At 64.6% G+C, this 23,932-nt stretch carries 16 protein-coding genes; 5 read left to right on the top strand and 11 right to left on the bottom strand.

The window, feature by feature from the left end; all coding sequences use genetic code 11:
- Positions 1-60: 60 nt before the first annotated feature.
- A complete protein-coding gene (locus H6678_12050) occupies positions 61-2,652 on the bottom strand; it encodes a S8 family serine peptidase (protein ID MCB9474533.1) in 2,592 nt (863 codons plus the stop codon).
- A gap of 468 nt (positions 2,653-3,120) precedes the next feature.
- Here H6678_12050 and H6678_12045 point away from each other — a divergent pair, with 468 nt between their 5' ends.
- Positions 3,121-4,425, top strand: a complete 1,305-nt coding sequence (locus H6678_12045) for a citrate (Si)-synthase, eukaryotic (GenBank protein MCB9474532.1) — start codon at positions 3,121-3,123, stop codon at positions 4,423-4,425.
- A gap of 95 nt (positions 4,426-4,520) precedes the next feature.
- On the opposite strand, the gene H6678_12040 is transcribed toward H6678_12045, so the two are convergent.
- From H6678_12040 to H6678_12020, 5 genes are all read right to left on the bottom strand, one after another.
- Positions 4,521-5,072 (bottom strand): DUF4256 domain-containing protein, encoded by a 552-nt coding sequence (locus H6678_12040; GenBank protein MCB9474531.1) that lies wholly within the window; start codon positions 5,070-5,072, stop codon positions 4,521-4,523.
- 84 nt (positions 5,073-5,156) lie between these two features.
- Positions 5,157-8,096 (bottom strand): histidine kinase, encoded by a 2,940-nt coding sequence (locus H6678_12035; protein MCB9474530.1) that lies wholly within the window; start codon positions 8,094-8,096, stop codon positions 5,157-5,159.
- Between the two features lie 164 nt (positions 8,097-8,260).
- Positions 8,261-9,601 (bottom strand): NADP-specific glutamate dehydrogenase, encoded by a 1,341-nt coding sequence (gene gdhA / locus H6678_12030; GenBank protein MCB9474529.1) that lies wholly within the window; start codon positions 9,599-9,601, stop codon positions 8,261-8,263.
- A 295-nt stretch (positions 9,602-9,896) separates the two neighbouring features.
- A complete protein-coding gene (locus H6678_12025; GenBank protein MCB9474528.1) occupies positions 9,897-10,376 on the bottom strand; it encodes a dihydrofolate reductase in 480 nt (159 codons plus the stop codon).
- A 17-nt stretch (positions 10,377-10,393) separates the two neighbouring features.
- The gene (locus H6678_12020) at positions 10,394-11,185 is read right to left on the bottom strand and encodes a thymidylate synthase (GenBank protein MCB9474527.1); all 792 of its coding nucleotides are present in this window, start codon (positions 11,183-11,185) and stop codon (positions 10,394-10,396) included.
- A 152-nt stretch (positions 11,186-11,337) separates the two neighbouring features.
- Here H6678_12020 and metH point away from each other — a divergent pair, with 152 nt between their 5' ends.
- The gene (metH, locus tag H6678_12015) at positions 11,338-14,997 is read left to right on the top strand and encodes a methionine synthase (GenBank protein ID MCB9474526.1); all 3,660 of its coding nucleotides are present in this window, start codon (positions 11,338-11,340) and stop codon (positions 14,995-14,997) included.
- Positions 14,998-15,083: 86 nt separating this feature from the next.
- On the top strand, positions 15,084-15,959 hold the full coding sequence (locus H6678_12010; protein MCB9474525.1) for a chemotaxis protein CheW: 876 nt from the start codon (positions 15,084-15,086) through the stop codon (positions 15,957-15,959).
- A 36-nt stretch (positions 15,960-15,995) separates the two neighbouring features.
- Here the strand turns inward: H6678_12010 and H6678_12005 are convergent, their stop codons facing one another.
- The 3 genes from H6678_12005 to pepN all read right to left on the bottom strand — a co-directional run bounded on the left by H6678_12005 (position 15,996) and on the right by pepN (position 20,616).
- Positions 15,996-16,406 (bottom strand): hypothetical protein, encoded by a 411-nt coding sequence (locus H6678_12005; GenBank protein MCB9474524.1) that lies wholly within the window; start codon positions 16,404-16,406, stop codon positions 15,996-15,998.
- Positions 16,407-16,671: 265 nt separating this feature from the next.
- Entirely contained in the window at positions 16,672-17,631 is a 960-nt protein-coding gene (locus H6678_12000) for a T9SS type A sorting domain-containing protein (GenBank protein ID MCB9474523.1), read from the bottom strand.
- 345 nt (positions 17,632-17,976) lie between these two features.
- Positions 17,977-20,616, bottom strand: a complete 2,640-nt coding sequence (gene pepN / locus H6678_11995) for an aminopeptidase N (protein ID MCB9474522.1) — start codon at positions 20,614-20,616, stop codon at positions 17,977-17,979.
- Between the two features lie 141 nt (positions 20,617-20,757).
- Between pepN and H6678_11990 the strand changes: the two genes are divergently transcribed.
- Together H6678_11990 and H6678_11985 are read left to right on the top strand one after the other, a co-directional pair.
- Positions 20,758-21,303 (top strand): NifU family protein, encoded by a 546-nt coding sequence (locus tag H6678_11990; protein MCB9474521.1) that lies wholly within the window; start codon positions 20,758-20,760, stop codon positions 21,301-21,303.
- Positions 21,304-21,346: 43 nt separating this feature from the next.
- Positions 21,347-22,135, top strand: a complete 789-nt coding sequence (locus tag H6678_11985; GenBank protein MCB9474520.1) for a ferredoxin--NADP reductase — start codon at positions 21,347-21,349, stop codon at positions 22,133-22,135.
- A gap of 1 nt (position 22,136) precedes the next feature.
- On the opposite strand, the gene H6678_11980 is transcribed toward H6678_11985, so the two are convergent.
- Together H6678_11980 and H6678_11975 are read right to left on the bottom strand one after the other, a co-directional pair.
- The gene (locus H6678_11980; protein ID MCB9474519.1) at positions 22,137-22,499 is read right to left on the bottom strand and encodes an MmcQ/YjbR family DNA-binding protein; all 363 of its coding nucleotides are present in this window, start codon (positions 22,497-22,499) and stop codon (positions 22,137-22,139) included.
- A gap of 72 nt (positions 22,500-22,571) precedes the next feature.
- Positions 22,572-23,909 carry a saccharopine dehydrogenase NADP-binding domain-containing protein gene (locus H6678_11975; protein MCB9474518.1) on the bottom strand — a complete coding sequence of 446 codons (1,338 nt, stop codon included), beginning with the start codon at positions 23,907-23,909 and terminating at the stop codon, positions 22,572-22,574.
- Positions 23,910-23,932: the final 23 nt, after the last annotated feature.

The raw sequence follows: 23,932 nt of genomic DNA, 5'->3' as shown, positions 1-23,932 counted from the left end.
CGTGCAATCAGGCAAATCGTTCACTCCGGGCAAAGCGCAACCCGAGTGGGAAACGCGTGCTTACTGAAGCGCGATCACCCGGAACTGGCTCATGCCCAACGACAATGGCTGCTGCCAGCTGGTGCCGTCAACCGTCTCCACGGGGTGCCAGGCGTCCGCGGACGTCTGACGGCCTTCCACCCGGTAGCTCAGGGCACCGGGTACGCTGGGCCAGCTCAGCTGGATGATTCCGCCCCCGGAAAGAATCTGGACCAGGGGGGCTTCCAGATCTCCTCCGGCCGTCACCAGCAGCTGCACGGGAAGTATCTGGTTGCCCGAGTTCGACTGGAAGAAGAGCTCCGCGGAGTAGCTGCCCGGAAACAGATCGGCCGTGTCCAGGTCCAGTCCCAGCACCTGGCTGAGGCCGTCGGCCAGTTCACCCGACTGGGGGTTGATGCTGAGCCAGGTCAGGGGCTGCGAGATCCGGAACATTCCGCTCACGTCGGCCAGAGCCTCGGAGGGCAGACTCACCTCCACCAGAGCCTCGCTGGTCGGCGGACCGCTGACCAGCCAGGGATAACTGCCGTCGTTGCTTTCGTCACTTGCCAGGGTTTCCCAGTCGAGGCCCGCGTTGCGGCTGAGACGGATCGTGATCGGGCCATCCACGAGGTGCGTGTTCCAGGTGATGTTGTGCTGACTGCCGATGGGCCAGTTGGCACCGTCAAGTGGCTGGCCCACCGAGATGCCGGGGCCGCTGGGGTCCAGACCGAACCCGCCTGTGACCGTGTGCGGCTCGCCCCCGAAGACATCGCCCTCGATGGTCCAGGTGAACTCGATGCTGCCGCTGGCTCCGCTGGCATCCAGGAAAATCCGGCCCAGCGCGTGTTCGCTGGGAAAGATGTTGCCCCAGCCGCCATCCTGGTCTGTCCAGTGCACCACGCTGGCGCCGTTGATGCCATCCCAGGACAGGAAACGGGTCTCCTCCACGTCCGAGACCAGGTTGGAGGCGGAGATCACGGTGACTCCGGTCGGCAGTTCCAGTGTCACGGCGGCCATCCACTCCTGGTCCGCACTGCCGTTGAGGGCCGAGAGGTCCAGTACCAGGGTGTCCGTGCTGGAGTAACTGGTCTGGGGCACCTCGAGCAGCGAGCCGGTCATGTCGCGCAGGGCCTGCACGGGCTCCCGTATGGTGACGCTCCAGTTCAGTGAGCTGCCTTCCTCGCCAACGTTGGCGAGAGACAGCTGGGCCGTCTCGGAGGCATTGGCGGGCAGGCTGAAGGAAAGCGACGGAGCCGTCAGATCCATCAGCGGTGAGGGGCCGTTGTTGAAAGCGGCCGCCAGAGCCGCGGATGCAGCCAGATTGAGGCGACCGCCGCTGACGGTGATCCCGTCGAGGGCGGCAAGCTGATCCGTGCCGTCCATGATCCACTGCTTGATCAGCAGCGCGGCCTCCGCGGGAAAGAGCATGTAATAATTGGCGAAGTCGGCACTGGCCACGCTGTGCAGATAGGAAATCGCGCCGGTCACATGGGGAGTGGCCATCGAGGTGCCGGTGAGCGTGCTCGTGGATCCGCCTGTATACGTGGAGAGCACGGAGGTGCCGGGAGCGCCAAGATCGATCGTGGTGAGACCATAACCCGCCTGGCTGTACTTGACATCGACCGAGGTGGTGTTGGTCACCGTGATCAGCCAGTCGCTGCTGCAACTGGTGGGCACATCTCCCACCACATCCACATTGAAGTTGGCATTGGCCGTGGCGCCCGCCGACAGAATGCCCAGTGCACCCATGTCGTCGTAGAGATCGTTCCAGATCGGGTAGCTGCCGGATTGACAGTCGGCCTGATTCACCCCGAAACTGGAATTGGTGCTCACGATGTTGGCACCCTGCGCCCCCTGGCTGCTGAACCAGAGGGCCTTCATGTTGGCCACATAATTGTAACCGGTGGAGACGATCGAGGTGGAATTGCTGCTGCAGGCCACGGGCATCAGCGTGCTGTTCCAGTTGATGCCGCAGACCTGGGTCCCGTTGTTTCCGCTGGCCCCTGCAATGCCGGAGACGTGAGTCCCGTGCCCGTTGGTGGGAATGCTGCCGTCGTTGTTGTAGCCATCCCAGCCGTTGACGTCGTCGATGTAGCCATTGCCGTCATCGTCCACGCCATTGCCGGGCGTTTCGCCCGTGTTGACCCAGAGATTTCCGCTCAGCTCAGGGTGGGTCATTTCCATGCCCCCGTCGCAGATCGCCGTCACGATCTGGCGCCCCAGGACGTCGACGCCCCCGGTGCCCAGATCCCAGGCCTGGGGTGCCGAAATGATGGACATGTTCCACTGGGACGGGAACATTGGATCGTCGGGAACGGTGTCGCGCTCGTGGGTGAGGTGATCGGCCTGGGCCCAGCGCAGGTTCTTGTTCCGGTCCAGCAGTTCCAGAGCTTCCGGAACCTCAAGCCCTTCCGACAGCTTCACCCGGTAGATGCTCAGGCGGTCGTAGATCCGTTGGTCCACCGTGAAGAGGCCAGCATCCAGCAGCAGCGACGCCTGATCGGGTGTCACCGGGTGCTCGAAACGCACCAGCACCACACCGGGCACGAAGGCTGCGGTCTCGGCTTCGCGAGCCAGTGCATTCTGGCAGGCGAACCCGGTACAGGTCAAGGCAATCCACAGGGAGATTCTCATGCTTGGGGCTCCAGTTGGTGTATCCATGCGGCGTTCCGGCAATCGCGCGCGTCCAGTCGGGATGTTCGGTCATCGGCAGCCCGGGCCGCGTCTTCAAGCGGTCGGAGATGCGGCCGATCAACACAGTCTTCCAGACACCACCCCCGCAGATGGAGTGTCTGGTGCGCCGGTCAGCGGGCTGCGACGATTGCAAAGGGTGCCGATTGGACTGTGGCGCGATGATGGTAGGACTGGCTCCCGGCAACTGCAAGCAAAAAGTCGGGCGCAATGATTCACCAGCGGCGGATCCGCAAGGAAAAAATCCCTCCGGACCATTCTTCATCGCCGTTCGCAAGGGGCGCGCCTTGTTTGCCCAAGGCCTCATATCTACATTTGACGCGCCATCGCTTCACTGCCTTCGCCCGTTCACACAGGGCCCCGGTGATTGACATTCGGTGACACGCTGGCAAGCCAACACGAGGAGACGTCATGTTCAGTCTTAAAGCCCGACTGGCCGAAGAAATCGGTCCGATGCGTGAACGCGTGAACCTGCTGCGCACGGTTCATGGGGACAAAGTGATCAGCGAATGCACCATCTCCCAGGCCATCGGTGGCATGCGCTCCGTGAAGTGCATGGTCTCCGACATTTCGGCGCTGGACCCGATGGAAGGCATCAAGTTCCGCGGCTACTCCATCCCCGAGATCCGCGAGAAGCTGCCCAAGGTGGCCGGCGGACGCGAACCCCTGCCCGAAGGGCTGCTCTGGCTGCTGATGACGGGCAAGCTGCCCACCCAGGCCGAAACCGCCGAAGTCACCGCCGAGCTGCATCGCCGTTCCGGTCTGCCCGCCCACGTGCTGGCCGTCCTTGACGCCCTGCCCATGAACACCCATCCGATGACGATGTTCATCGCGGGCATCACGGCCATGCAGACCCAGAGCCAGTTCGCCGTGCGCTACCACGATGGCATGCGCAAGGAAGAGTACTGGGATCCGGCTTTCGAAGACGCCATGACCATCATCGCCCAGCTGCCCGAGCTGGCCGCGCGGATCTACCGCCGCAAGTACAAGAACTCCGAGTACATCACGGCCGACACGAGCCTGGACTGGGCCGGCAACTTCGCCCACATGATCGGGCTGGACAACCCGGACTTCAAGATGCTGATGCGTCTCTATCAGGTCATCCACAGCGATCACGAAGCGGGCAACGTGAGTGCGCACACCACCCATCTGGTGGGCAGTGCCCTGACCGATCCCTTCCTCTCTCTGGCGGCGGGAATCGCCGGACTGGCCGGACCGCTGCACGGCCTTGCCAACCAGGAAGTGCTGCGCTGGGTCACCGACCTGCAGGCCCGGATGGGCGTCGACGTGCCCACCGAAGCCCAGCTGGAAAAGGCCCTCTGGGATACGCTGAATTCGGGTCAGGTCATTCCGGGCTTCGGCCACGCGGTACTGCGGCAGACCGACCCGCGCTACATGGCCCAGCGGGAATTCGCCCTGCACAATCTGCCCGATGATCCGCTCTTCCGCCTGGTCAGCATGATCTACGAGATCGCCCCGCGCGTGCTGACCGAGCACGGCAAGACCAAGAACCCCTGGCCCAACGTCGATGCCCATTCGGGCTGCCTGCTGGTGCACTACGGCATGACCGAACACGACTACTACACCGTGCTCTTCGGTGTCAGCCGCGCCATCGGCGTGCTCAGCAACCTGGTCTGGAGCCGCGCTCTTGGTTTTGCCCTCGAGCGCCCCAAGAGCGTGACCACCGACTGGCTGCTGGCCCAGGTCCAGAACTGACCCGCATCGATCGTATCACACGAAGGGGGCTCCCGCGACCGGGAGCCCCCTTTTTTTGTCCTCTGCTTCCGATGCGCCCTGCGTGCCGGATGCTCTCAGCCCTTGATCCGCAGCTGGCCACGAAAGCCGCGCGCCGCGTAGTATGACTCCGCACCATTGTGATAGACGAAGACCCGGTCGTAGCGCCGGTCGCAGAACAGGGCGCCACCCAGCTTGCGCGTTTCCGCCGGTGTGCTGACCCAGCTCGAGGTCTTGCGATCGAACTCGCCCAGTGTCTGCAATTGGCGGTACTGGTCCTCGTCCAGAAGCTGGATTCCAATTTCTTCGGCCATTTCCATGGCGCAGCCCGCGGGCTTGTTCTGCTTGCGGGCGTCCAGGGCCGCGCGATCGTAACACAGGCTGCGCCTGCCCGCGGGGCTCTCGGGCGCGCAATCGCAGAAGATGTAGTCGCGTGTCTTGCCGTCCTGGCCGATCAGGTCCGGCTCTCCACCGGTCTGCTCCATCCGCTGCAGGACCTCAAGAGCCGCGGGATCGGCCTCCAGGCGGGCCCGGACCGCGGACCACGGGATGCCCGCATGCCGGGCCGGATGTCGTTCGAAGCGCTCAGCCAGGATGCCGAGCAGTGCCTTGCGTTCAGCGGCCTTCATCACCTTGCCTCCAGATTGTCCCGGCTCCTGCCGGGTGACGAGTCTTCACGTGCTGCGCACTCTGAGTGACGGAATGCGCCGCACTCAGGCCTCCGGCTTGATCACCACTCCACAGCCGCGCCGTCCGTCCATGCGGATCGTGAATGGATGCTGGAAGTGCAGGTGACGGAACAGTTCGCCCTCCTCTTCGGCGGGATGGGTCGCCAGGAATTCCCAATCCAGGCTGCCATCGTGCTCGTCGGGATTCACGGTGAAATAGCCGATGCCCAGTGAACTGAGATTCTGGAAGAAGTGTGAGCCCTGCGAGGGGGTCACGATGAAATCCTTGAAACCCGACTCGATGATCACGCTGGCGCCGTTGATCTGGTCCCAGCTTACGGGAATGCCCAGCCAGGGATCGCTGGAACCCCAGCGCCCCACGCCGATCAGCAGGTAGCGACGCTTGAGTTGCTTCAGGCGCGCATTCAGCTTGCCCACTTCGAGCGCGGCGTCCTTGCTGCGGCGGCGTTCGTAGTTGGCGTAGTTCACGCAGATGATGTCGTTCAGTTCCAGATTGCCCGCGCCCAGCACCTGGGTGCTGTAACACAGACGTGTGGCTTCGGGAATCTGCTCCAGATGGATCTCTTCCACTTCCCGGGTCAGCACCAGGGGCCGCATCTGCACCACATTGAATTCGGGCAGTTCATCCCCTTCGACACCCAGCTGGGCGGTGAATTCGATTTCCACCGGGCGACTCATGCCGCGAGTGCCCAGCTTGAGGACCTTCACAAGCACTTCCGGCAGCGGGAACAGGCTGTGCTTGAGAATGGGCGCAAAGGTCACCAGCCGCACGCCCGGCCGGGACAGGCCGTCGTAGACCGCGTTGTTCTCCGGTGAGAATACCGAAGCCACCGGCCCCAGAGTGCCCTCCTTCTCCGCTTCGGCCACCTTCCATGAAGGCAGACTGTTGTCGTCCACCACGCCTTCTCCCGTGTGCCCCAGATCCAGCCCGTAATACACCTTCTGCGAGTAGTCCAGATAGTCGCGCATGGTGCCGAACTGCGAATGGTGCTGGGGATAACGCGGGCAGAAGCGCAGGCTGCTGCCGCCGTCCACGACCATCCGGCCCAGCCCCAGGACCACATTGGCCACCCCGTCTTCGGCTTTCATGGGGCCACTGGGATAGAAGTTCCAGCTGCGCGCCACTCCGGCCATGCTGGGGTAGAAACGGTCGCCGTGGCGCTGACCGACAAGTTTCTGGATGATCACGCCCATCTTCTCCTCCTCGAGACGATAGGGCGTGGAATCGATGTAGGCCTTGGCCTCACGCGAATAGGTGGAGGCATAGGTCATCTTGATCGCGCGCAGCAGGTATTCGAGCCGGATTTCCGGATCATGGCTGCTGTTGGGCAGCATGCAGGTGCGGTAGATACCCGCGAAGGGCTGGTACTGGCTGTCCTCCAGCAGGCTGCTCGAACGCACGGCCAGCGGATAGTCCATCAGTTGCACGATGGCTTTCAGCGAGTCGATGTAGGCCGGCGGGAATTCCGAATCCAGGAAACGGGCCAGGATCTTCTGGTCGTCGGGTTCGCTCACGGCAAACTCTTCCAGCCCGTTGAGTTCCATGAAATCGTCGAAGACACCCGTGTTGAGCATCACCGCGGGCGGAATCGTGATGCAGACTCCCGGTACGCTGTTCCAGAGCTCGTGGCGGTTGATCAGATGGCGCACGAAACTGAGACCGCGGGCCTTGCCGCCCATGGATCCCTGCCCCAGCTGGGCGAAACTGTTGGTGGGATCGAAGGTGTCGCTCTTGAACTCGGCAATCACGCCACGCGTGCGGTCCAGACGGAAGTTGCGGATGCAGGCGATCAGGTCGTTGCGCAGATCGTCCATGCTGGGATAACTGTCCACCTTGCGGGCCTGGAGCTTGCGCGCCAGCCCGAACTCGGTGCGGGCCTTGAGCCACTTGGAGAAATGGTCGCGGCTGGCGTGATACTCGAGGGTGGCATCGGGAATCTCGGTCAGAATCCGCTCAAGGGTCTGCAGGTCACGGGCGCGCGCGATCTCGGTGCCGTCCTCGAGGCGAAAGACAAAGTCTCCGAAGCCGAAATTCTCCTGCATGAAGGTGCGCAGTTCCTTGAGCAGGGTCGGCGAGTCCTTGCGGGCCACCGCCGTGTTCAGCAGGTCGGCGTACTCCATCACGCGGGGCTGGCTGCTCTGGATCATCACGGGCATGTCGGGAAATCGGCCGCGGACCTGGCGGGCGAACTGGGCCCCCGCATCCGGGATGTTCACTCCGCCCTTGGGGTACTCCAGATCGGTGATGATGCCCAGCACGAAGTCCGCGTAACGTTCGAAGAAGGTCCAGGCCTGGTCGTAATCGGTGCAGAGCAGAATCTTGGGGCGCGCCTTCTGGCGCAGCATGCGGTGCGCCAGATTGAGGCCGTCGAAGATCAGCCGCTGCGACTGTTTCACCACTTCGGTATAGATGTTGGGCAGAAAACTGGAATAGAAGCGGATGTTGTCTTCGATGAGGATGATCACCTGCACGCCCATCACCTTGGTGTCGTGCTCGAGGTTCCAGAAATCCTCGACATACTTCACGATGGCCAGCAGGATGCGAAAGTCCCCCTGCCAGACGAAGACCTGGTCCACGTACTCCATCTCGCTGCGTTCCAGCAGCTCCTCGAGTTCGCGGTTCTCGTAGGCCAGCAGGATCACGGGCACCTGCACGCCCGAGTTGCGCAGGCTGCGCGCGAACTCCAGCACGTGCATGTCGCCCACGTTGGTGGTCATCAGAATCAGGTCGTAGGTGCCGCTGGAGGCGCTGTCCTCCTCTTCCGGCTCGCGCGTCTCGCGCCCCGCGGAGAGCATGGCCAGGGCCCGGCTGGCCCGCGCCACCCGGGTGATCTTGGGGGCGTGGTACAGATTCATGTTGACGAATTCGCTGAGGATCAGGTCCTGCAGCTGTCCGTCCTGGGCCAGAATGAAGGCGTCGTACTCGCTGGCCACCAGCAGGATCTCGTTCACCCGGCGCTGGATCAGGTTCTGGAAGCCGGCAATCAGATCGAATGAGCCGCGGTGCATGCGTTCTCCGTGGTTGTGTGACAGGCGTGCAAGATAGCCAATCGCCGCGCGGCCCGGAACAAAAAGCGCTCCCGGTACAGGACCGGGAGCGCGAGGGAGAATCGGGAGGGTCAGGGAGTCTAGACGAGACCCTGGTCCAGCATGGCATTGGCCACCTTGATGAAACCGGCGATGTTGGCCCCGTTCACGTAGTTGCCCGGGGTGCCGAACTCCTCGGCGGACTGGTGGCAGGCCTGGTGGATTTCCTTCATGATTTTCTGCAGGCGTCCATCCACTTCCTCGCGGCTCCAGTTGAGGCGCATGCTGTTCTGGCTCATTTCGAGGCCGGACACCGCCACACCTCCGGCATTGGCCGCCTTGCCCGGAGCGAAGAGCAGGCCCTTCTCCAGGATCAGGTCCACAGCCTCGGGCGTACTGGGCATGTTGGCCGCTTCGACCACCGCCAGGCAGCCGTTCTGGATCAGGGTGCGGGCATCTTCGGCGTTCAGTTCGTTCTGGGTGGCACTGGGCACGGCGATGTCGCAGGGGATCTGCCAGGGGCGTCCGCCGTCGATCCACTTGACGCCGAATTCGGTGGCGTACTCGCGTGCGCTCTTGCGGTACACGCTCCAGAGGGTGGACATGAATTTCAGCTTGTCGCCGGAAATGCCGTCGGGGTCGTGCACGCAGCCGTACTCGTCACCCAGCGAGACCACCTTGCCGCCCAGCTCGTTGACCTTCTCGACGAAGTAGGTGCCCACGTTGCCGTAGCCCGACATGGTGATGGTCTTGCCTTCCAGGCTCTGGCCGCGGGTGGCCAGCATTTCCTGCAGGAAGTAGGCCACGCCGTAACCGGTGGCCTCGGGACGGATCAGACTGCCGCCCCACCCCAGGCCCTTGCCGGTGAGCACACCGGTGAACTCGTTGCGCAGGCGCTTGTACTGGCCGAAGAGGAAGCCGATCTCGCGGCCGCCCACTCCGATGTCACCGGCGGGCACGTCGGTGTTGGGGCCGATGTGGCGGGAAAGTTCGGTCATGAAGGACTGGCAGAAACGCATCACTTCGTGATCGCTCTTGCCCTTGGGGTCGAAGTCGCTGCCGCCCTTGCCGCCGCCCATGGGCAGCGTGGTCAGGCTGTTCTTGAAGATCTGTTCGAAGCCCAGGAACTTGAGAATGCCCTGTGTCACGCTGGGGTGAAAACGCAGCCCGCCCTTGTAGGGACCCAGTGCGCTCGAGAACTCCACCCGATAGCCACGGTTGACCTGGATGCGGCCCTGATCGTCCACCCAGGGAACACGGAAGCTGATCACGCGCTCGGGCTCGACCAGACGCTCGAGGATGCAGTTGGCGCGATACTCGGGATAGCGCTTGAGCACGGGCGTGAGGCTGTGAAGGACTTCTTCGGCGGCCTGGATGAATTCCGGTTCCGCTGGGTTCTTGGCACGCACGGAGGCGACCACCGACTGGATGTATTCTTTCATGGCACCATTCTTTCGATTGGAAACCGCAAATGACTTCGCCCCGGGGGGCCCACGGAGATCAGAGAGTGAACACGGATCTCGAGCGCGCAAACTACTGCATCAAAATGGCCATTCCAACCCTGCGGGCGTCCTTCAATGGGGCTTTCTGGCCTTTGTGCGGGCGGGTTGAGCAGGATTTCTGCTCGCCCGCACACGGGACTGCTGAAACCGGGATGAGGCGTGCTGTCGGCGTGCCGCTGCCCGGGACCTCCGCGCAGTGCGCCATGCTCCGGATCAGGTCGCCGCGTGAGTGGGATCAAGCAGGACGGCGCCAGCGCTGGAAGCGGCAATCCAGAGGATTCCTTTCGTCCGCAGCATGCGGACGCTCTTCTTCCAGCACCCACTGGCGTTCGTCGAACTCGGGAAAGAACGCATCCCCGGGGGGGGCAAGCTCCACGCGGGTCAGTTCCAGACCCGTGGCCCGGGGCAGGCATTCTTCGTACACCGCCTGCCCCCCGGCGACCCAGAGCCGCTCCAGTCCGCGGCAGAGCTCGAGAGCCTGGTCCAGGCTGGCCACCTGTTCGGCGCCTTGGCCCGGCAGGCTTGACCGCGAGCTGAGCACCAGAATCCGCCTCCCGGGCAGGGGGCGGCAGCCAATGGATTCCCAGGTGCGGCGCCCCATCAGCAGCACACCTTTGCGGGTGAGGCGTTTGAAATGCGCCAGATCCACGGGCAGATGCCAGGGCAGGGCGCCGGCCCGTCCGATCACCCGATTGCGGCCCAGCGCGGCCACCAGCCAGAGTTCAGGTGTCTTCATACGGCCACCGGAGCCGAGATCCGGCCATGGGGTTCGTAGCCCGTGATGCGGATGTGTTCCGCACGGAACCCGTCCAGTTCGCGGATCGACGGGTCCAGCTCAAGACGCGGCAAGGGGCGCGGCTCGCGTTCCAGCTGACGCCGGGCCTGGTCCACGTGATTCAGGTAGAGATGCAGGTCCCCGAAGGTGTGAATGAAGCGGCCCGGGCGCAGCCCGCAGACCTGGGCCAGCATTTCGGTGAGCAGGGCATAACTGGCGATGTTGAAGGGCACGCCCAGGAAGATGTCCGCACTGCGCTGGTAGAGCTGACAGGAGAGCCGCCCTCCGGCCACATGGAACTGGAACAGCACATGACAGGGCGGCAGGGCCATTCGCGGGAGCTCGCCCACATTCCAGGCGCTCACGATGTGGCGACGTGAATGAGGCGTGGTACGCAGCCCCGCGACCAGGGCGCGGATCTGGTCAATCTCGCCCTCGGGGCCGCGCCAGTGACGCCACTGGGCCCCATAGACCGGCCCCAGTTCTCCATCCGCATCGGCCCATTCGTCCCAGATGCTGACGCCGGCGGCCTGGAGCGGGCGCACGCTGGTGGACCCGGAAATGAACCAGAGCAGTTCATGGATCACGCTTTTCGTGTGAATCCGGCGGGTGGTCACCAGCGGAAAGCCGGCGGCCAGGTCGAAGACCAGCTGGCGACCGAAGAGTCCACGGGTGCCGGTCCCGGTGCGGTCGCTGCGGGTCTCGCCGCTGTCCAGCACGTCGGCCAGCAGATCCAGATAGGCGCGCATGGCGAATCCCTTTCGGGAGTGAAGTTTCCTGTTACCTTGGGAACCCGGGAGTGGGGTTCCGCTCCCCGGCCGCGCAAGGCCGCTGGCGACAGCGAGCCACCAGCGATCGCGGCGACGCACGCACCAGATTACAAAAAGTGAGCACGACTCCGATGACGCACTCCCTGGAACAGGCTGCCGCGAAGCGCATCCTGATCATTGACGGGGCCATGGGCACCATGATCCAGGCCCACCGTCCCGATGAAGCCGCCTTCCGCGGCACGCGCTTCCTGGACCATCCCTCCGAGCTGCGCGGCAACAACGATCTGCTGTCGCTGACTCAGCCCGAGATCATCTCGGGCATCCACCGGGCCTATCTGGAAGCCGGTGCCGACATTCTGGAAACCAACACCTTCAACAGCACGCGCATGTCGCAGGCTGACTACGGCACCCAGGATCTGTGTTACGAACTGAACCGGACCGGTGCCGCACTGGCCGCGCGGGCGGCCGCGGAGTTCACGGCGCGCACACCCGAGCGGCCACGCTTCGTGGCCGGCATCCTTGGCCCCACCAGCAAGACTCTCAGCCTGAGTCCGGACGTGTCGGACCCCGGTTTCCGCGCCTGCGATTTCGAGGACATGGTGCAGGCCTATGGCGAGGCGGCCCGCGGCCTGCTGGACGGTGGCGCCGACCTGCTGATGGTCGAAACGGTCTTCGACACCCTCAACTGCAAGGCGGCCCTCTACTCCATTCTGAGCCTGTTCGAGCAACGGGGCAGCCGGGTTCCCCTGCTGGTCTCGGGCACGATCACGGACGCCTCGGGTCGCACCCTCAGCGGGCAGACCGCCGAAGCCTTCTGGCATTCGGTGAGCCATGCTGGCCTCTTCAGCGTGGGGCTCAACTGTGCCCTGGGTGCCCGCGAGATGCGGCCCTTCCTGGTCGAGCTGGCCCGGGCCTCCGACGTGCGCCTGAGTTGCCACCCCAATGCCGGGCTGCCCAATGCCTTCGGCGGGTACGACGAGAGCGCGGCCGAGATGGCCGAGCTGATCCGGGAATGGGCCGGCGAAGGGCTGCTGAATCTGGTGGGTGGCTGCTGCGGCACCACTCCCGAACACATCCGGGCCATCCATGACGCCGTGCGTGGCATGGCTCCCCGCCAACCCGCGCCCCGCCGGGCGCGCACGCGACTTTCGGGCCTGGAGCCCCTTGTGATCGGACCCGAAAGCCTGTTCGTGAACGTCGGGGAGCGCACCAATGTCACCGGCAGCCGGCAGTTCGCGCGCCTGATCCGCGAAGACCGCTACGACGATGCCCTGGCCGTGGCCCTGCAGCAGGTGGACAACGGAGCCCAGGTCCTGGACATCAACATGGACGAAGGCCTGCTGGACTCCGAAGCCGCCATGCGCCGCTTCCTGCGCCTGCTGGCCGGCGAACCCGCGATCAGCCGGGTGCCGCTGATGATCGACTCCTCGCGCTACAGCGTGATCCGCGAGGGCCTGCGCAATGCCCAGGGGCGTTGCATCGTCAATTCCATCAGCATGAAGGAAGGCGAAGAGCTCTTTCTGGAACAGGCCCGGGATGCACACCGGCACGGCGCGGCCGTGATCGTGATGGCCTTTGACGAGCAGGGCCAGGCCGACACGATCGAGCGCCGCCTGCAGATCCTGCGGCGCGCCCACGGACTGTTGCGCGGCGAAGGCTTCCGCGACGAGGACATCCTCTTCGATCCCAACATCTTCGCGGTGGCCACGGGCATCGAGGCCCACAACCGCTACGCCATCGACTACCTCGAGACCTGCCGCCAGCTCAAGCAGGAGTTTCCCGATTGCCGGATCAGCGGTGGCGTGAGCAATCTCAGTTTCTCCTTCCGTGGCAACGAAACCGTGCGCGCCGCCATGCACAGCGTGTTCCTGTATCACGCGATCCAGGCCGGGATGGACATGGGCATCGTCAACGCGGGCCAGCTGCCCCTGATCGAGGATCTGGATCCCGAGCTGCGCACGGCCGTCGAGGACGTGCTCTTCGACCGGCGCCCCGACGCCACCGAGCGCCTCACCACGCTCGCGGAAGGCGTCAAGGGCCACAAACGCAGCCAGCGCGAACAGGAAGCCTGGCGCGCCTGGCCCGTGCAGAAACGACTGGAATACGCCCTGGTGCACGGTCTGAATGAGCACATCGTGGCCGATACCGAAGAAGCCCGCCAGGCCGTGGCCCACCCCATCGACGTGATCGAAGGACCGTTGATGGCGGGCATGGACACGGTGGGGACGCTGTTCGGCGCGGGCAAGCTCTTTCTGCCCCAGGTGGTCAAGAGCGCCCGGGTGATGAAACAGGCGGTGGCCCATCTGGTGCCCTTCATCGAAGCCGATCGCAAGGCGGGTGACCGCAGCCGCGGACGGATCCTGCTGGCCACCGTCAAGGGCGACGTGCACGACATCGGCAAGAACATCGTGGGCGTCGTGCTGGGCTGCAACAACTACGAGATCATCGATCTGGGCGTGATGGTGCCCGCCGCGCGCATCATCGAGGCGGCCCGCGAACACCGGGTGGATCTGATCGGCCTCTCGGGCCTGATCACGCCCTCGCTGGACGAGATGTGTCACGTGGCCGCCGAGTTGGTGCACGCGGGTCTGGAGCAGCCGCTGCTGATCGGCGGGGCCACCACCAGCCGGACCCACACCGCGGTGAAGATCGCCCCCTGCCGTCAGGCCCCCGTGATCCATGTACACGACGCCTCGCGCGCCGTGGGTGTGGCAGGTGCGCTGCTGGGCCCCACACGCGAGGAATGGCTGGCCCACGAAGCCGCCGATTACGAGGGTCTGCGCCAGAAGCACGCCAACAAGGAGAATCGCCCCGCCCTGCTGCCCTGGTCCGCGGCCCGCTCCCGGGGGCTGCGTCTGGACTGGAACGCCTACACGCCGCCCGTGCCCGCCCAGCCGGGAGTGCAGCAGATCGCCCAGATGGATCTGGCGGTACTGGAGCACTGGATCGACTGGACCCCTTTCTTCGCCACCTGGGAGATGCCCGGTCGCTATCCGGCGATTTTCGATGACCCGCGCAAGGGCCCCGAGGCCCGCTCTCTGCATCGGGATGCCCTGGCTCTGCTGGCGCGGATCCGCGAGGAGAAACTGCTGACCGCCCGCGCCGTCTGGGGCCTCTTTCCCGCCTGGAGCACGGGCGACGACATCGAGGTCTTTGCCGATGACACGCGCGAGAACCGCCTGGCCGTGATCCATTGCCTGCGCCAGCAATTCGACCGCAGTGGCGACGGGGCCTGCCTGAGTCTGGCCGATTTCGTAGCCCCGCGCGACAGTGGCAAGCCCGACTGGGTGGGCGCTTTTGCCGTGAGCGCCGGACACGGCTGTGACGCACTGGCGGCTTCCTTTGAAGCTCAGCACGACAGTTACTCGGCGATCATGGCCAAGGCCCTGGCCGACCGTCTGGCCGAAGCCTTTGCCGAATATCTGCACGCCCAGATTCGCCGGACACACTGGGGCTACGCCCCCGGGGAAGAACTGGACCAGGAGAGCCTGATCAAGGAGGCCTACCGCGGCATCCGCCCGGCTCCCGGTTATCCGGCCTGCCCGGATCACACCGAAAAGGACACCCTCTTCCGGCTGCTGGATGTGCCCAACCGGGCAGGCATCACGCTGACCGAAAGCATGGCCATGAGTCCGGCCGCAGCGGTCAGTGGCTGGTACTTCAGCCACCCCGAGAGCCGCTACTTCGGCGTGGGACGGTTGGGCCGTGACCAGGTGCGCGACCTGGCACAGCGCAAGGGAGTGTCCCCGGCGACCATGGAACGCTGGCTGGCGTCGAATCTGGAGTCCTGAGGCCCGCTGAAACCGCGGCGCCCATCTCCCGATATGCCCAACGGGTCCCCGACCCAAGTGCAACAGGGCAGCGCCAGGGAGGCATGATGGACGAGCACGGACTGGGCAATGCGGCGGAGTGTCAGGAACGCATCGACGAGAATTCACTGTGCATCCTGATCCGCCTGGAACAGCGCCTGTTCGCGGTCCCCGCGGATCTGGTGGAAGCCATGATGCAATTGCCGGGGCTGACTCCCGTACCCGGACAGGGCGCGTGCATGCGCGGCCTGATGCAGTTCCGCGAGAAGGTGATTCCGTTGGTTGACCTGCGCCGCTGTGCGAATCTGGAAACCTCGAGCGAGCAGGACCTTGCCCTGCAAACCCTGCTGGAAGAGCGGATCCAGGATCATCGCAACTGGTTGGGCGAGCTGGAGGCTTCGGTCCTGGAAAAGCGCGCATTCACGGGCGCGCTGGACCCCAACCTCTGCAAGCTGGGGCGTTGGCTCAACAGTCTTGAAGCCCGCGAGCTGACCGTGCGCACCCAGCTGCAGCGCATCCGCTCGGCCCATGCGTCCCTGCATGCGGTGGCCACGCAGGTGATCGAGTCGGTTCAGGCGGGGCGCGAGGATGAGGCGAAGACCCTGATCGAACAGACCCGCCAGATCAGCCTGAGCCGCATCATCGAACTCTTCGCCGAGCTGAGGGTGATCTTCCGCGAAACCCGTCGTGAGATCGCGGTGGTACTGCGTCTGGCCGGATCGAAAGTGGCGCTGGGGGTGGACGCGGTGGTCGCGGTGGAACGTCTGCGTCCTGGAACGCTGCAGGACCTGGAACTGGGCGGCACCCCCGCCAGCCCCCTGATTCGCTCGGTGGCCCGGCGTGCGCGCGAGGACAGTCTGGTGCAGATTCTGAATCTGGATGAATTGCTGCGCATGGTGGGCACTCACCATGAACCCGTCGAGGAACTGGAAGCGGCCTGCTGAGCCAATCCTCACGACCGGAGTATCACGCGTGCCCGGTCAGGGCAGACGGAAACGCACTTCCTTGAGGTCACCCCCGGGGCTCAGACGCACCCGGGCCTGCACCGTATCGTACACCAGAATCTCCAGCAGCACGCTCCTGCTGGCACTCAGCCCCCAGCCCCGCAAGCGTGCCTCGCGTCCACTGGGCACCCAGGCATGCTCGCTCCAGGGCGGCCGGATCCGGCCCGCGGATTCCAGCCGCAGATCATCCGCAAGAAAACTCGTATACAACGCGCCGCTGGCACCTCCTTCGGCCTGGATGCGGTACTCCACCTCGTAGATCGCGGCGTGCTGGAATTCGTCAATGGGAAACGTCTCCTCGTCGCACCCCAGCAACAGACCCAGGGCCAGAATCAGCCGGGTCGTCCAGACGCGCATCAAGCGGAATCGGTTCTGGGTGAGCATCATTCTGTGTCCTTCCTGCCCCGCGCATCACGCCGGCAGTTCCTGGCGGATCCTGGGGGCACATGCGTGCCATGGCTGCGCTGGCTGGCCGGAGGGCACCCGGGCAAGGCTGCGTTCCGGTCGGGGAATGTCTGGCGGAACGGGGAACGAATGACGGGAGCAGTCTGACAAAAGCGGGAAGCCAATCCAACGGCAAAGCGCGCCGCCAGAAATGGAAAAGGAACGGCCCGGACATCCGGGCCGTTCCGAAAGAGGCTGGCGGTCGCCCTTACTTGGTCAGCATCATCCGGCCCGACTGGACCAGATTGCCGCTGCGCAGGGTGTAGACATACAGACCGGAAGCCAGGCCCGAGGCATCGAAGACCACATCGTGGGATCCGGCGGCCAGGATTCCGTCCACCAGGGTCGCCACCTTGTGACCGGCCAGATTGAAGACGGCCAGTTCGGTCATCTCCGTGGCGGGCAGGCTGAAGGCAATGGTCGTGGTGGGGTTGAAGGGATTGGGGTAGTTGCCCACGGCAAAGCTCACGGGCAGTTCCTCGGTGGCGCCACTGCGCGAGCTGAGGCAGATCTCGAAACTGTCGAAATCCTCGCCCACACCGTCGTCGTCGATGGAACCGGCGAACACCATCACATCAAAGCAGAGTTCGTCGCCCACGGGCATGTCCAGCATGCTGAAGTTGGCGATGCTCAGCTCGTAGTCACCCGGGGTGTTCACGGGATCCCAGAAATGACCGCCGTCGAAGCCCGGCATGGAGGCTCCGAAGCCATAGGGCAGGCTGGGAATGCCATTGTGCAGGGCCACGTTGTAGAGGGTGTTGAAACCATTGACGCCGGCCAGCAGGTCGAAGGACCCATTCTGGTCGAAGTCGAAGGCCACCACCACGGATTCGCCGTGATCCATGCCCGCGTAGTCGTGGCCGTTGTTGGTCAGCAGCCAGGACGCCGAGACACCATCGACGCCATTGCCGTCCACATCGCCGCCGATACCGTGGAAGTCGATGCCCACGTGCAGCATGTCGGTGTTTTCGTCCAGCAGGAAGGCCACCGCCTGGTAGTCCCAACCGCTGATGGTCATGGCCGGCGCATTGAAGGGCATGCCCACGTCACCGACAGGGTCGGTGAAAACCGCCACTCCAGGTCCGCTGAAGTCGGCGAGGGCGTCCCCCGTGAATGTGATCGCCGCAGCGGGCCGGCTGGCAAAAGCCGTGGCGATGACTGCACTCACGAGAACAGTTTTCCGGATGAGAGCCATAGAGATCTCCTTCTTTCCTTGGATGAAGCCTGATGCTGTCAGTGGGTTTGAGGGCACAAACCGCGAATGGCAAGCCAAAAGCAACAACCGTACCACAACCTTGCAAAATTTGGCACACAGCTATCTGCCACATTCACATTGACTTGCTGTGCAAAACGACTCTTCGCGATCGGAGATGGAACCCGGGGTGGTCGGAATTCTGTTCAGGATCATTCACCGTGCTGTTCAATTCCTGTTCGAGGACAAATTTTGCCCAAAGAAAAACCCCGACACATCTGGCGCATCGGGGTCGGTCAGCGGATGTGATCCAAGCTGGACTCAGGCGTCCTTGAGGGCCAGGTCGCACACCTCGGCGACCTTGGCCGGCAAGCCCTCGCTGGCACGTATCCATTCCAGGCTGGCACGCAGCATGGCCGCGCGGTCCGGCTGGTATCGCCGCCAGTTGCCCAGACTGCGGGCCAGCCCGGCCCCCACATAGGCATTGATCGCGGAGATGGCCACGGTCTGCTCGGCGTACCAGCGGCTGGCCGCTTCGCCCGCCCCATGAAACTGGCTCACATTGCTGGCGAACGCCCCCACAAGAGCGCGCACCCTGTTGGGATTGGCCGGTTGCCAGGCCTCGTGCGTCTGCAGGCGCTGGACGCGTTCGAGCCCGCCGGGAGCGGAGCTGCGGGCCAGGATCCCCAACCAGGAATCCACCACTTCGGCGTGTCCGCGGAAGCGCTGATGGAAGTCCGTGGTGATCTCGTCAACCCAGTCGCCCGTCTGCTCGGCGATCAGGGCCAGGGCGGCCTGACGGTCGCTCATGTTGCCGGCGCTCCAGTACTGGTCACGCGCCAGCTGCAGGATCTCTTCCTCATCCAGACGGCTCAGCCAGCCCAGGCAGGCATTGCGCAGCGTGCGACGGCCGTGCTCGGCGAAATCGAAGCGCCAGGCTGCGTCGCTGGCCAGGGAGTGATACAGCTCGAGCAGCTGTCCGCGCAGATCCGAGGCCAGCTCGCGGATCACGTGGCGCCGCGCATCGAACAGCGTCAGAGGATCCAGAGGCCGACAATGGCGGGCCAGGGCTTCGAATCCGGGCAGGGTCAGAAAGGCCGATTTCATCATCGGGTCCAGCCGCCCATCGGCGAGCACCTTGCCCAGGGCGCGCGAATACTCCGGGTTGGCCGGCACCGGGCGCTGCTCGCGCAGGGCCTGCTCCACTCCCAGGATCCAGTCGCTGGCCAGGCGCTGCCCCGCATCCCAGCGATTGAAGGGATCACTGTCGTGTGCCATCAGCAGCAGGCGCTCGGAATCCTTGAGGTCGTCCTCGAGCAGCACGGGTGCGCTGTACTGGCGCAGCAGACTGGGCACCGGAGCGGCCGTGCCCCGGGGCAGGCTCTTGAGGATCACACGCAGGTCGTCACGATCCAGCTCGACCAGGTCGGGTTGCTGGACGCCATCGCCGCTGACCGGGAGCGGAAGTTCCTCGCCCTCGGGGGACAACACGCCCAGCCGCACGGGAATCAGCAGGGGCGGCAGGCTCGTGCCCCCCTGGTGTGCGGCCATGCTCTGGCTGAAGATCAGCGTCAGCTCCCCCGTGTCGCCATTCCACTCGCGGCGGCATGAGACGCGGGGCGTCCCGGCGCGATCGTACCAGCGGCGAAACTGCTCCAGCGATCGTCCCGACACGTCCTGGATCACGTCCAGGCAGTCGTCACAGCTGATCGCCCGACCGTCGAAGCGCCTGAAGTACTCATCCATGCTGGCCCGCCAGGCCTCCGGCCCGACCAGGGTGTGCAGCATGCGCAGCACTTCCGCGCCCTTTTCGTAGATGGTGACCGTGTAGAAATTGTCGATGTCGGCAACTGCCGAGGGGCGGATCGGGTGCGCCAGCGGGCCGGCGTCCTCGGGGAACTGGCGCTCGCGCAGGGTCTGCACATCGTCGATGCGCTTCATCGGGCGGGAATGGGTGTCGGCCGTGAATTCCTGGTCGCGGAAAATGGTGAGACCTTCCTTGAGTGTCAGCTCGAACCAGTCCCGCAGGGTCACCCGGTTGCCGCTCCAGTTGTGGAAGTACTCGTGCGCCACCACCCGCTCGATGTAGAGAAAACGATCGTCGATGGTGGTATCCGGGCTGGCCAGCACGGCGCTGGCGTTGAAGATGTTCAACCCCTTGTTCTCCATGGCCCCGGCGTTGAAGTCGGCCACGGCCACGATGTTGAAGCGCGCAAGATCGTACTCGCGCCCCCAGGCCTTCTCGTCCCAGGCCATCGAGAGTTTCAGGCTCTCAAGGGCGTGTTGACACTTGCCCAGGTTGTGCTCTTCCACGTATACACGCAGGCAGACATCACGGCCACTGGCCGTGGTGAAGTGGTCTTCCTGGTACTCGAGAGCACCGGCCACCAGCGCGAAGAGATAACAGGGTTTGGGATGCGGGTCCTGCCAGACGGCCTCGTGCCTCCCCTCGGGCAGCTCGCGCGCCGAGACCGGATCGCCATTGCTCAGCAGCACCGGAAAGCGCTCACGACTGGCACGCAGAGTCACGGTATAGCGGCTGAGCACATCCGGGCGATCGGGGTGGAAGGTGATGCAGCGATAGCCATGGGCCTCGCACTGGGTCACCAGCTTGCCGCCGGACCAGTAGAGCCCTTCCAGGGCGGTGTTGGCCTCGGGCCGACAGCTGCTCACGATGCGCACGGTGCAGCGTGGCGGCAGCCCATGCAGGGTCAGCCGATCGTGCTCGGGCTCGTGCGTCCAGCGCCCGGCGGGCAGGGGCTGGTCATCCAGCCAGATTCCTTCCAGTTCGAGCGCGCGGCCGTCCAGCACAAGGTCGCCTCCGGTCGGCGAAGACAGTTCCAGCTGATTCTGGACGCGGGTACAGACGGGGTCCAGCTCGAATTCGAGCCGCACATGGGAAATCTGCCAGGGAAAGGGGCGGTAGTCGTCGCGTTTCAGGGTGGTCACGCTGGTTGCCATGGAGACCTCGTGGTTGGAACTTGGGGCGGCGTGCAAGGTAGGAAAGCAAGGACTGGAGCTTTCCCCCGGTATTAGTCACTTTCGCGCAGCGCGACCGCCGATCCGCACAGCCGGCCCGCCGCCCTCAACCCAGGAGATCCCATGGAACTGAGCCTGCAATACCAGCCGACCCCCAATCCCAATGCCCTGAGATTCCTCTCGGCACAGTCCTTCAAGCGTGAGGGCAAAGCCACCTTCTACAAGCCCGAGCAATGTGTCGATGTCCCGCTGGCCACGGCCCTGCTGGCCGTGGATGGCGTGGCCCAGCTGCACTTCTTCGAGAACGCCCTGACCGTGACCAAGGAAAGTCGCGTCGACTGGAGCACGGTCATCCGCGACGTGGACCGCATCGTGCGCGAGCTGCTTCCCGCCCACGATGCCGGATTCACTCTGCCCGAGGATCCCAACACCCCGCAGGAATCCCCTGAACTGCAGAAGATCGAGGAGATTCTGGACCTTTACGTGCGGCCCGCTCTTCAGGGCGATGGCGGCGACCTGCAGGTGCTGGGGCTGGAAGGGGCCGTGCTCAAGGTGCACTATGAAGGAGCCTGCGGCTCCTGTCCAAGCGCGACCAGCGGCACCCTGATGGCCATCGAACGGATGCTGCGCAGCGAGTACCGCGACGATATCCAGGTCGTGCCGGTCTGAAGGCAGCCAGGCTCACCACGCCTCATCTCTTCCAGGAGCTCCCTTGCTGAACGCCACCCTGATCAGACACCAGACCCTGGCCCCCGGCCTGGGCATCCTGCATGTGCGCCCGGACGACCCGCTGGTTCCCTTTCTGCCCGGCCAGTTCATGATGGCCGGGCTGCCCGATCCCGAGGATGCCGCTGCAGCCCTCTCCGAGCAGCGCGAGCCGCGCGCGCTCAAACGGGCCTATTCCATCGCCAGCGCTCCCACGGGCGCCACCCATGTGGAATTCTTCGTGGTGCTGGTCAATGGCGGGCGTCTCACGCCCATGCTCTGGGAGCTGAAGCAAGGCGACCGGCTGATGCTGGAGAATCGCGGTCGTGGGCACTTCAGTCTCGAAGGCCTGGATTGTACGGGTGACACCATCGTGATGGTGGCCACGGGTACCGGGCTGGGGCCCTTCATCTCGATGGTGCGCGAGTACGAGGGCCGGCAGATGATCCGCAAGGTCGTGCTGCTGCACGGTGTGCGCACGCGTGAAGAGCTGGGCTACGAGGCCGAACTGCTGGCCCTGGCCTCACGCAACCCTGATTTCATCTACCTGCCGATTCTCTCGCGCGAGAATCTGGACAGCGACTGGACGGGCCTGCGCGGGCGGGTGACCTCACTGATGGAGAGCGCTCGTTTCGAGCAGCTCACCGGGCAGCCACTCCGGCCCGAAACCCATCGGGTGATGCTCTGCGGCAATCCCGCCATGATCATGGAACTCTCGGCGCGCCTGGAAGAGGACGGCTTCGGTGTGCACCGCAAGGCCAGTCCCGGGCGCCTGCACTACGAGCGCTATTGGTAGCTCAGACACTCTTGCCCAGCAGGCCGTCCCGCTGGGATTTGCTGCAGCCAGCCAGCACACACTCACGGCTGTGCTCGATCAGGCGCTCCAGCAGGCGGTCGTCGACGCTGCCGTCCTGGATCACGGTGTTCCAGAGGCGCTTGTTCATGTGGTAACCCGGCGTGATGCCCGTGTGCTCCGCGCGCAACTGGATGGCCCAGTGGGGGTCGCATTTCAGGTTGACCCGCAGGGTACTTCCTCCCAGAAACAGCAGCGCATAGATCTTGCCCAGAACACGAAAGGCCAGCACATCCTCCCCGAAGGGCAGGTCTTCGCTGGTGCCCGGCAGGTTCAGACAGAAGGTCCGCAGTGCCTTGCCATCCATTCCAGATCCTTTCCGACAGGAAACGGGCGGTGTGACCGCCCGCTTCCAGATTCCGCATGACAGTGTATTCGTTCAGGCACCCAGGCGATCGTGTTGGAACACGATGCCCTGCTCGGCCAGTGCAGCCATGACCGGGTCGTAGATCGCCGCGGTGATGGGCAGCAGCGCGCCGCGCTCTTCAAGCTTGCCATCGAGCAGCAGGCAGACACTGAGCGCGGCCGGCAGCCCCACCGTGCGTGACATGGCCGTGAATCCGCCCGGATCTCCCTTGACAACCAGCGTGGCACGCTCGGTATGCGTGCGGCCATCCTGTTCCACATCCATCTCGTGCTGCAGGATCACCATGTCGCGGGTCTGGCCTTCCAGGGCCAGCTTGCGCTGCAGCAGTCCGACCATCATGTCCGCCGGGGACTCGCCCGTGCCGCCAATGAGCTCATCGGAAAACAGACCCAGCCAGCGCAGCGTGTCCATCTGCACTCCGGTGGGGCTGATGCCCAGCAGGTTGGCCACGCCCTGCTCCAGCTCGCAGCCGTCCATGCTGCGCGGCAGGAACATCCGGGTGACCTCGGCGAAGGTCAGCCCCGACAGCCCCGGAATGCTGACATGTTCCGAGTTCAGCCCCAGGCGCACGATCTGGTGCCACACGGCCGCAAAGCCCTTGTGACGCAGTGTGGCGCGCACCATGGTGTGCAGGTCCTTCAGCCCCAGCAGCTCGGGGTAGAGCAGCGAATCGCGATTGGGATAGGCTTCCATGCCGCCCACGCCGGGCACGTCCACGGGCCAGGTGTTCTCGAACATGCGCAGGCCGGGCACGATCTTCTGGCGGCCCTTTTCCAGATACTGGGCCCCCTTCTGGCCCGCCAGCACCACGTTGCGCGGGTTCCAGGTGATCACGTACTTCAGCGGGTTGGCGGGGGTCTCGGGGGCGGGCACGCCCGAGCCATAGCTCCAGAAACTGCGGATCACACCGCCTTCACCCTGGATGCGGCGGATCATCTGCATGGCGCTCATGTGATCGATGCCCGGGTCCAGTCCGCATTCGGTGAGCACCAGCAGCCCCTTGTCGCGGGCTTCCCGGTCCAGGGCACGCACCTCGGGACTGGAATAGGATGCGGAAACGAAATGGGTGCCGGTTTCCACGCATTCGGCGGCCAGTTCGGGTTGGAACATCGGGGTGAGCAGGTTCACCACCACATCGGCCTGCTCGATCATCCGGCGCCTGCCGGGCAGATCGCGCACATCAAAGGCCAGCGCACGCCCGGCGGCATGCCCGCCCACGCGTTTCTCGGCGGCCCGCTGATCCAGGTCGGCCACCGTGACCGTCCAGCCCTTGCGGGCCCCCTCCTCCAGCAGATGATGAATCAGGCAGGGAGAACTCATCCCCGCCCCCAGGACAAGTATGTGCTTCATGACAGGATTCCCGGATGGAAAAT

It is taken from the genome of Candidatus Delongbacteria bacterium (genome assembly GCA_020634015.1).
Taxonomy (GTDB): domain Bacteria; phylum CAIWAD01; class CAIWAD01; order CAIWAD01; family CAIWAD01; genus JACKCN01.
The sequence above is the reverse complement of the archived record's forward strand: the minus strand, read 5'-3'. Positions and strand labels throughout refer to the sequence as shown.

Coding starts and splice junctions, on each gene's coding strand:
- H6678_12005 (MCB9474524.1), bottom strand. CDS start 16,406: ATGATGCTCACCCAGAACCGATTCCGCTTGATGCGCGTCTGGACGACC.
- H6678_11975 (MCB9474518.1), bottom strand. CDS start 23,909: ATGAAGCACATACTTGTCCTGGGGGCGGGGATGAGTTCTCCCTGCCTG.
- metH (MCB9474526.1), top strand. CDS start 11,338: ATGACGCACTCCCTGGAACAGGCTGCCGCGAAGCGCATCCTGATCATT.
- H6678_12045 (MCB9474532.1), top strand. CDS start 3,121: ATGTTCAGTCTTAAAGCCCGACTGGCCGAAGAAATCGGTCCGATGCGT.
- gdhA (MCB9474529.1), bottom strand. CDS start 9,601: ATGAAAGAATACATCCAGTCGGTGGTCGCCTCCGTGCGTGCCAAGAAC.
- H6678_12040 (MCB9474531.1), bottom strand. CDS start 5,072: ATGAAGGCCGCTGAACGCAAGGCACTGCTCGGCATCCTGGCTGAGCGC.
- H6678_11990 (MCB9474521.1), top strand. CDS start 20,758: ATGGAACTGAGCCTGCAATACCAGCCGACCCCCAATCCCAATGCCCTG.
- H6678_12020 (MCB9474527.1), bottom strand. CDS start 11,185: ATGCGCGCCTATCTGGATCTGCTGGCCGACGTGCTGGACAGCGGCGAG.
- pepN (MCB9474522.1), bottom strand. CDS start 20,616: ATGGCAACCAGCGTGACCACCCTGAAACGCGACGACTACCGCCCCTTT.
- H6678_12010 (MCB9474525.1), top strand. CDS start 15,084: ATGGACGAGCACGGACTGGGCAATGCGGCGGAGTGTCAGGAACGCATC.
- H6678_12050 (MCB9474533.1), bottom strand. CDS start 2,652: ATGAGAATCTCCCTGTGGATTGCCTTGACCTGTACCGGGTTCGCCTGC.
- H6678_11980 (MCB9474519.1), bottom strand. CDS start 22,499: ATGGATGGCAAGGCACTGCGGACCTTCTGTCTGAACCTGCCGGGCACC.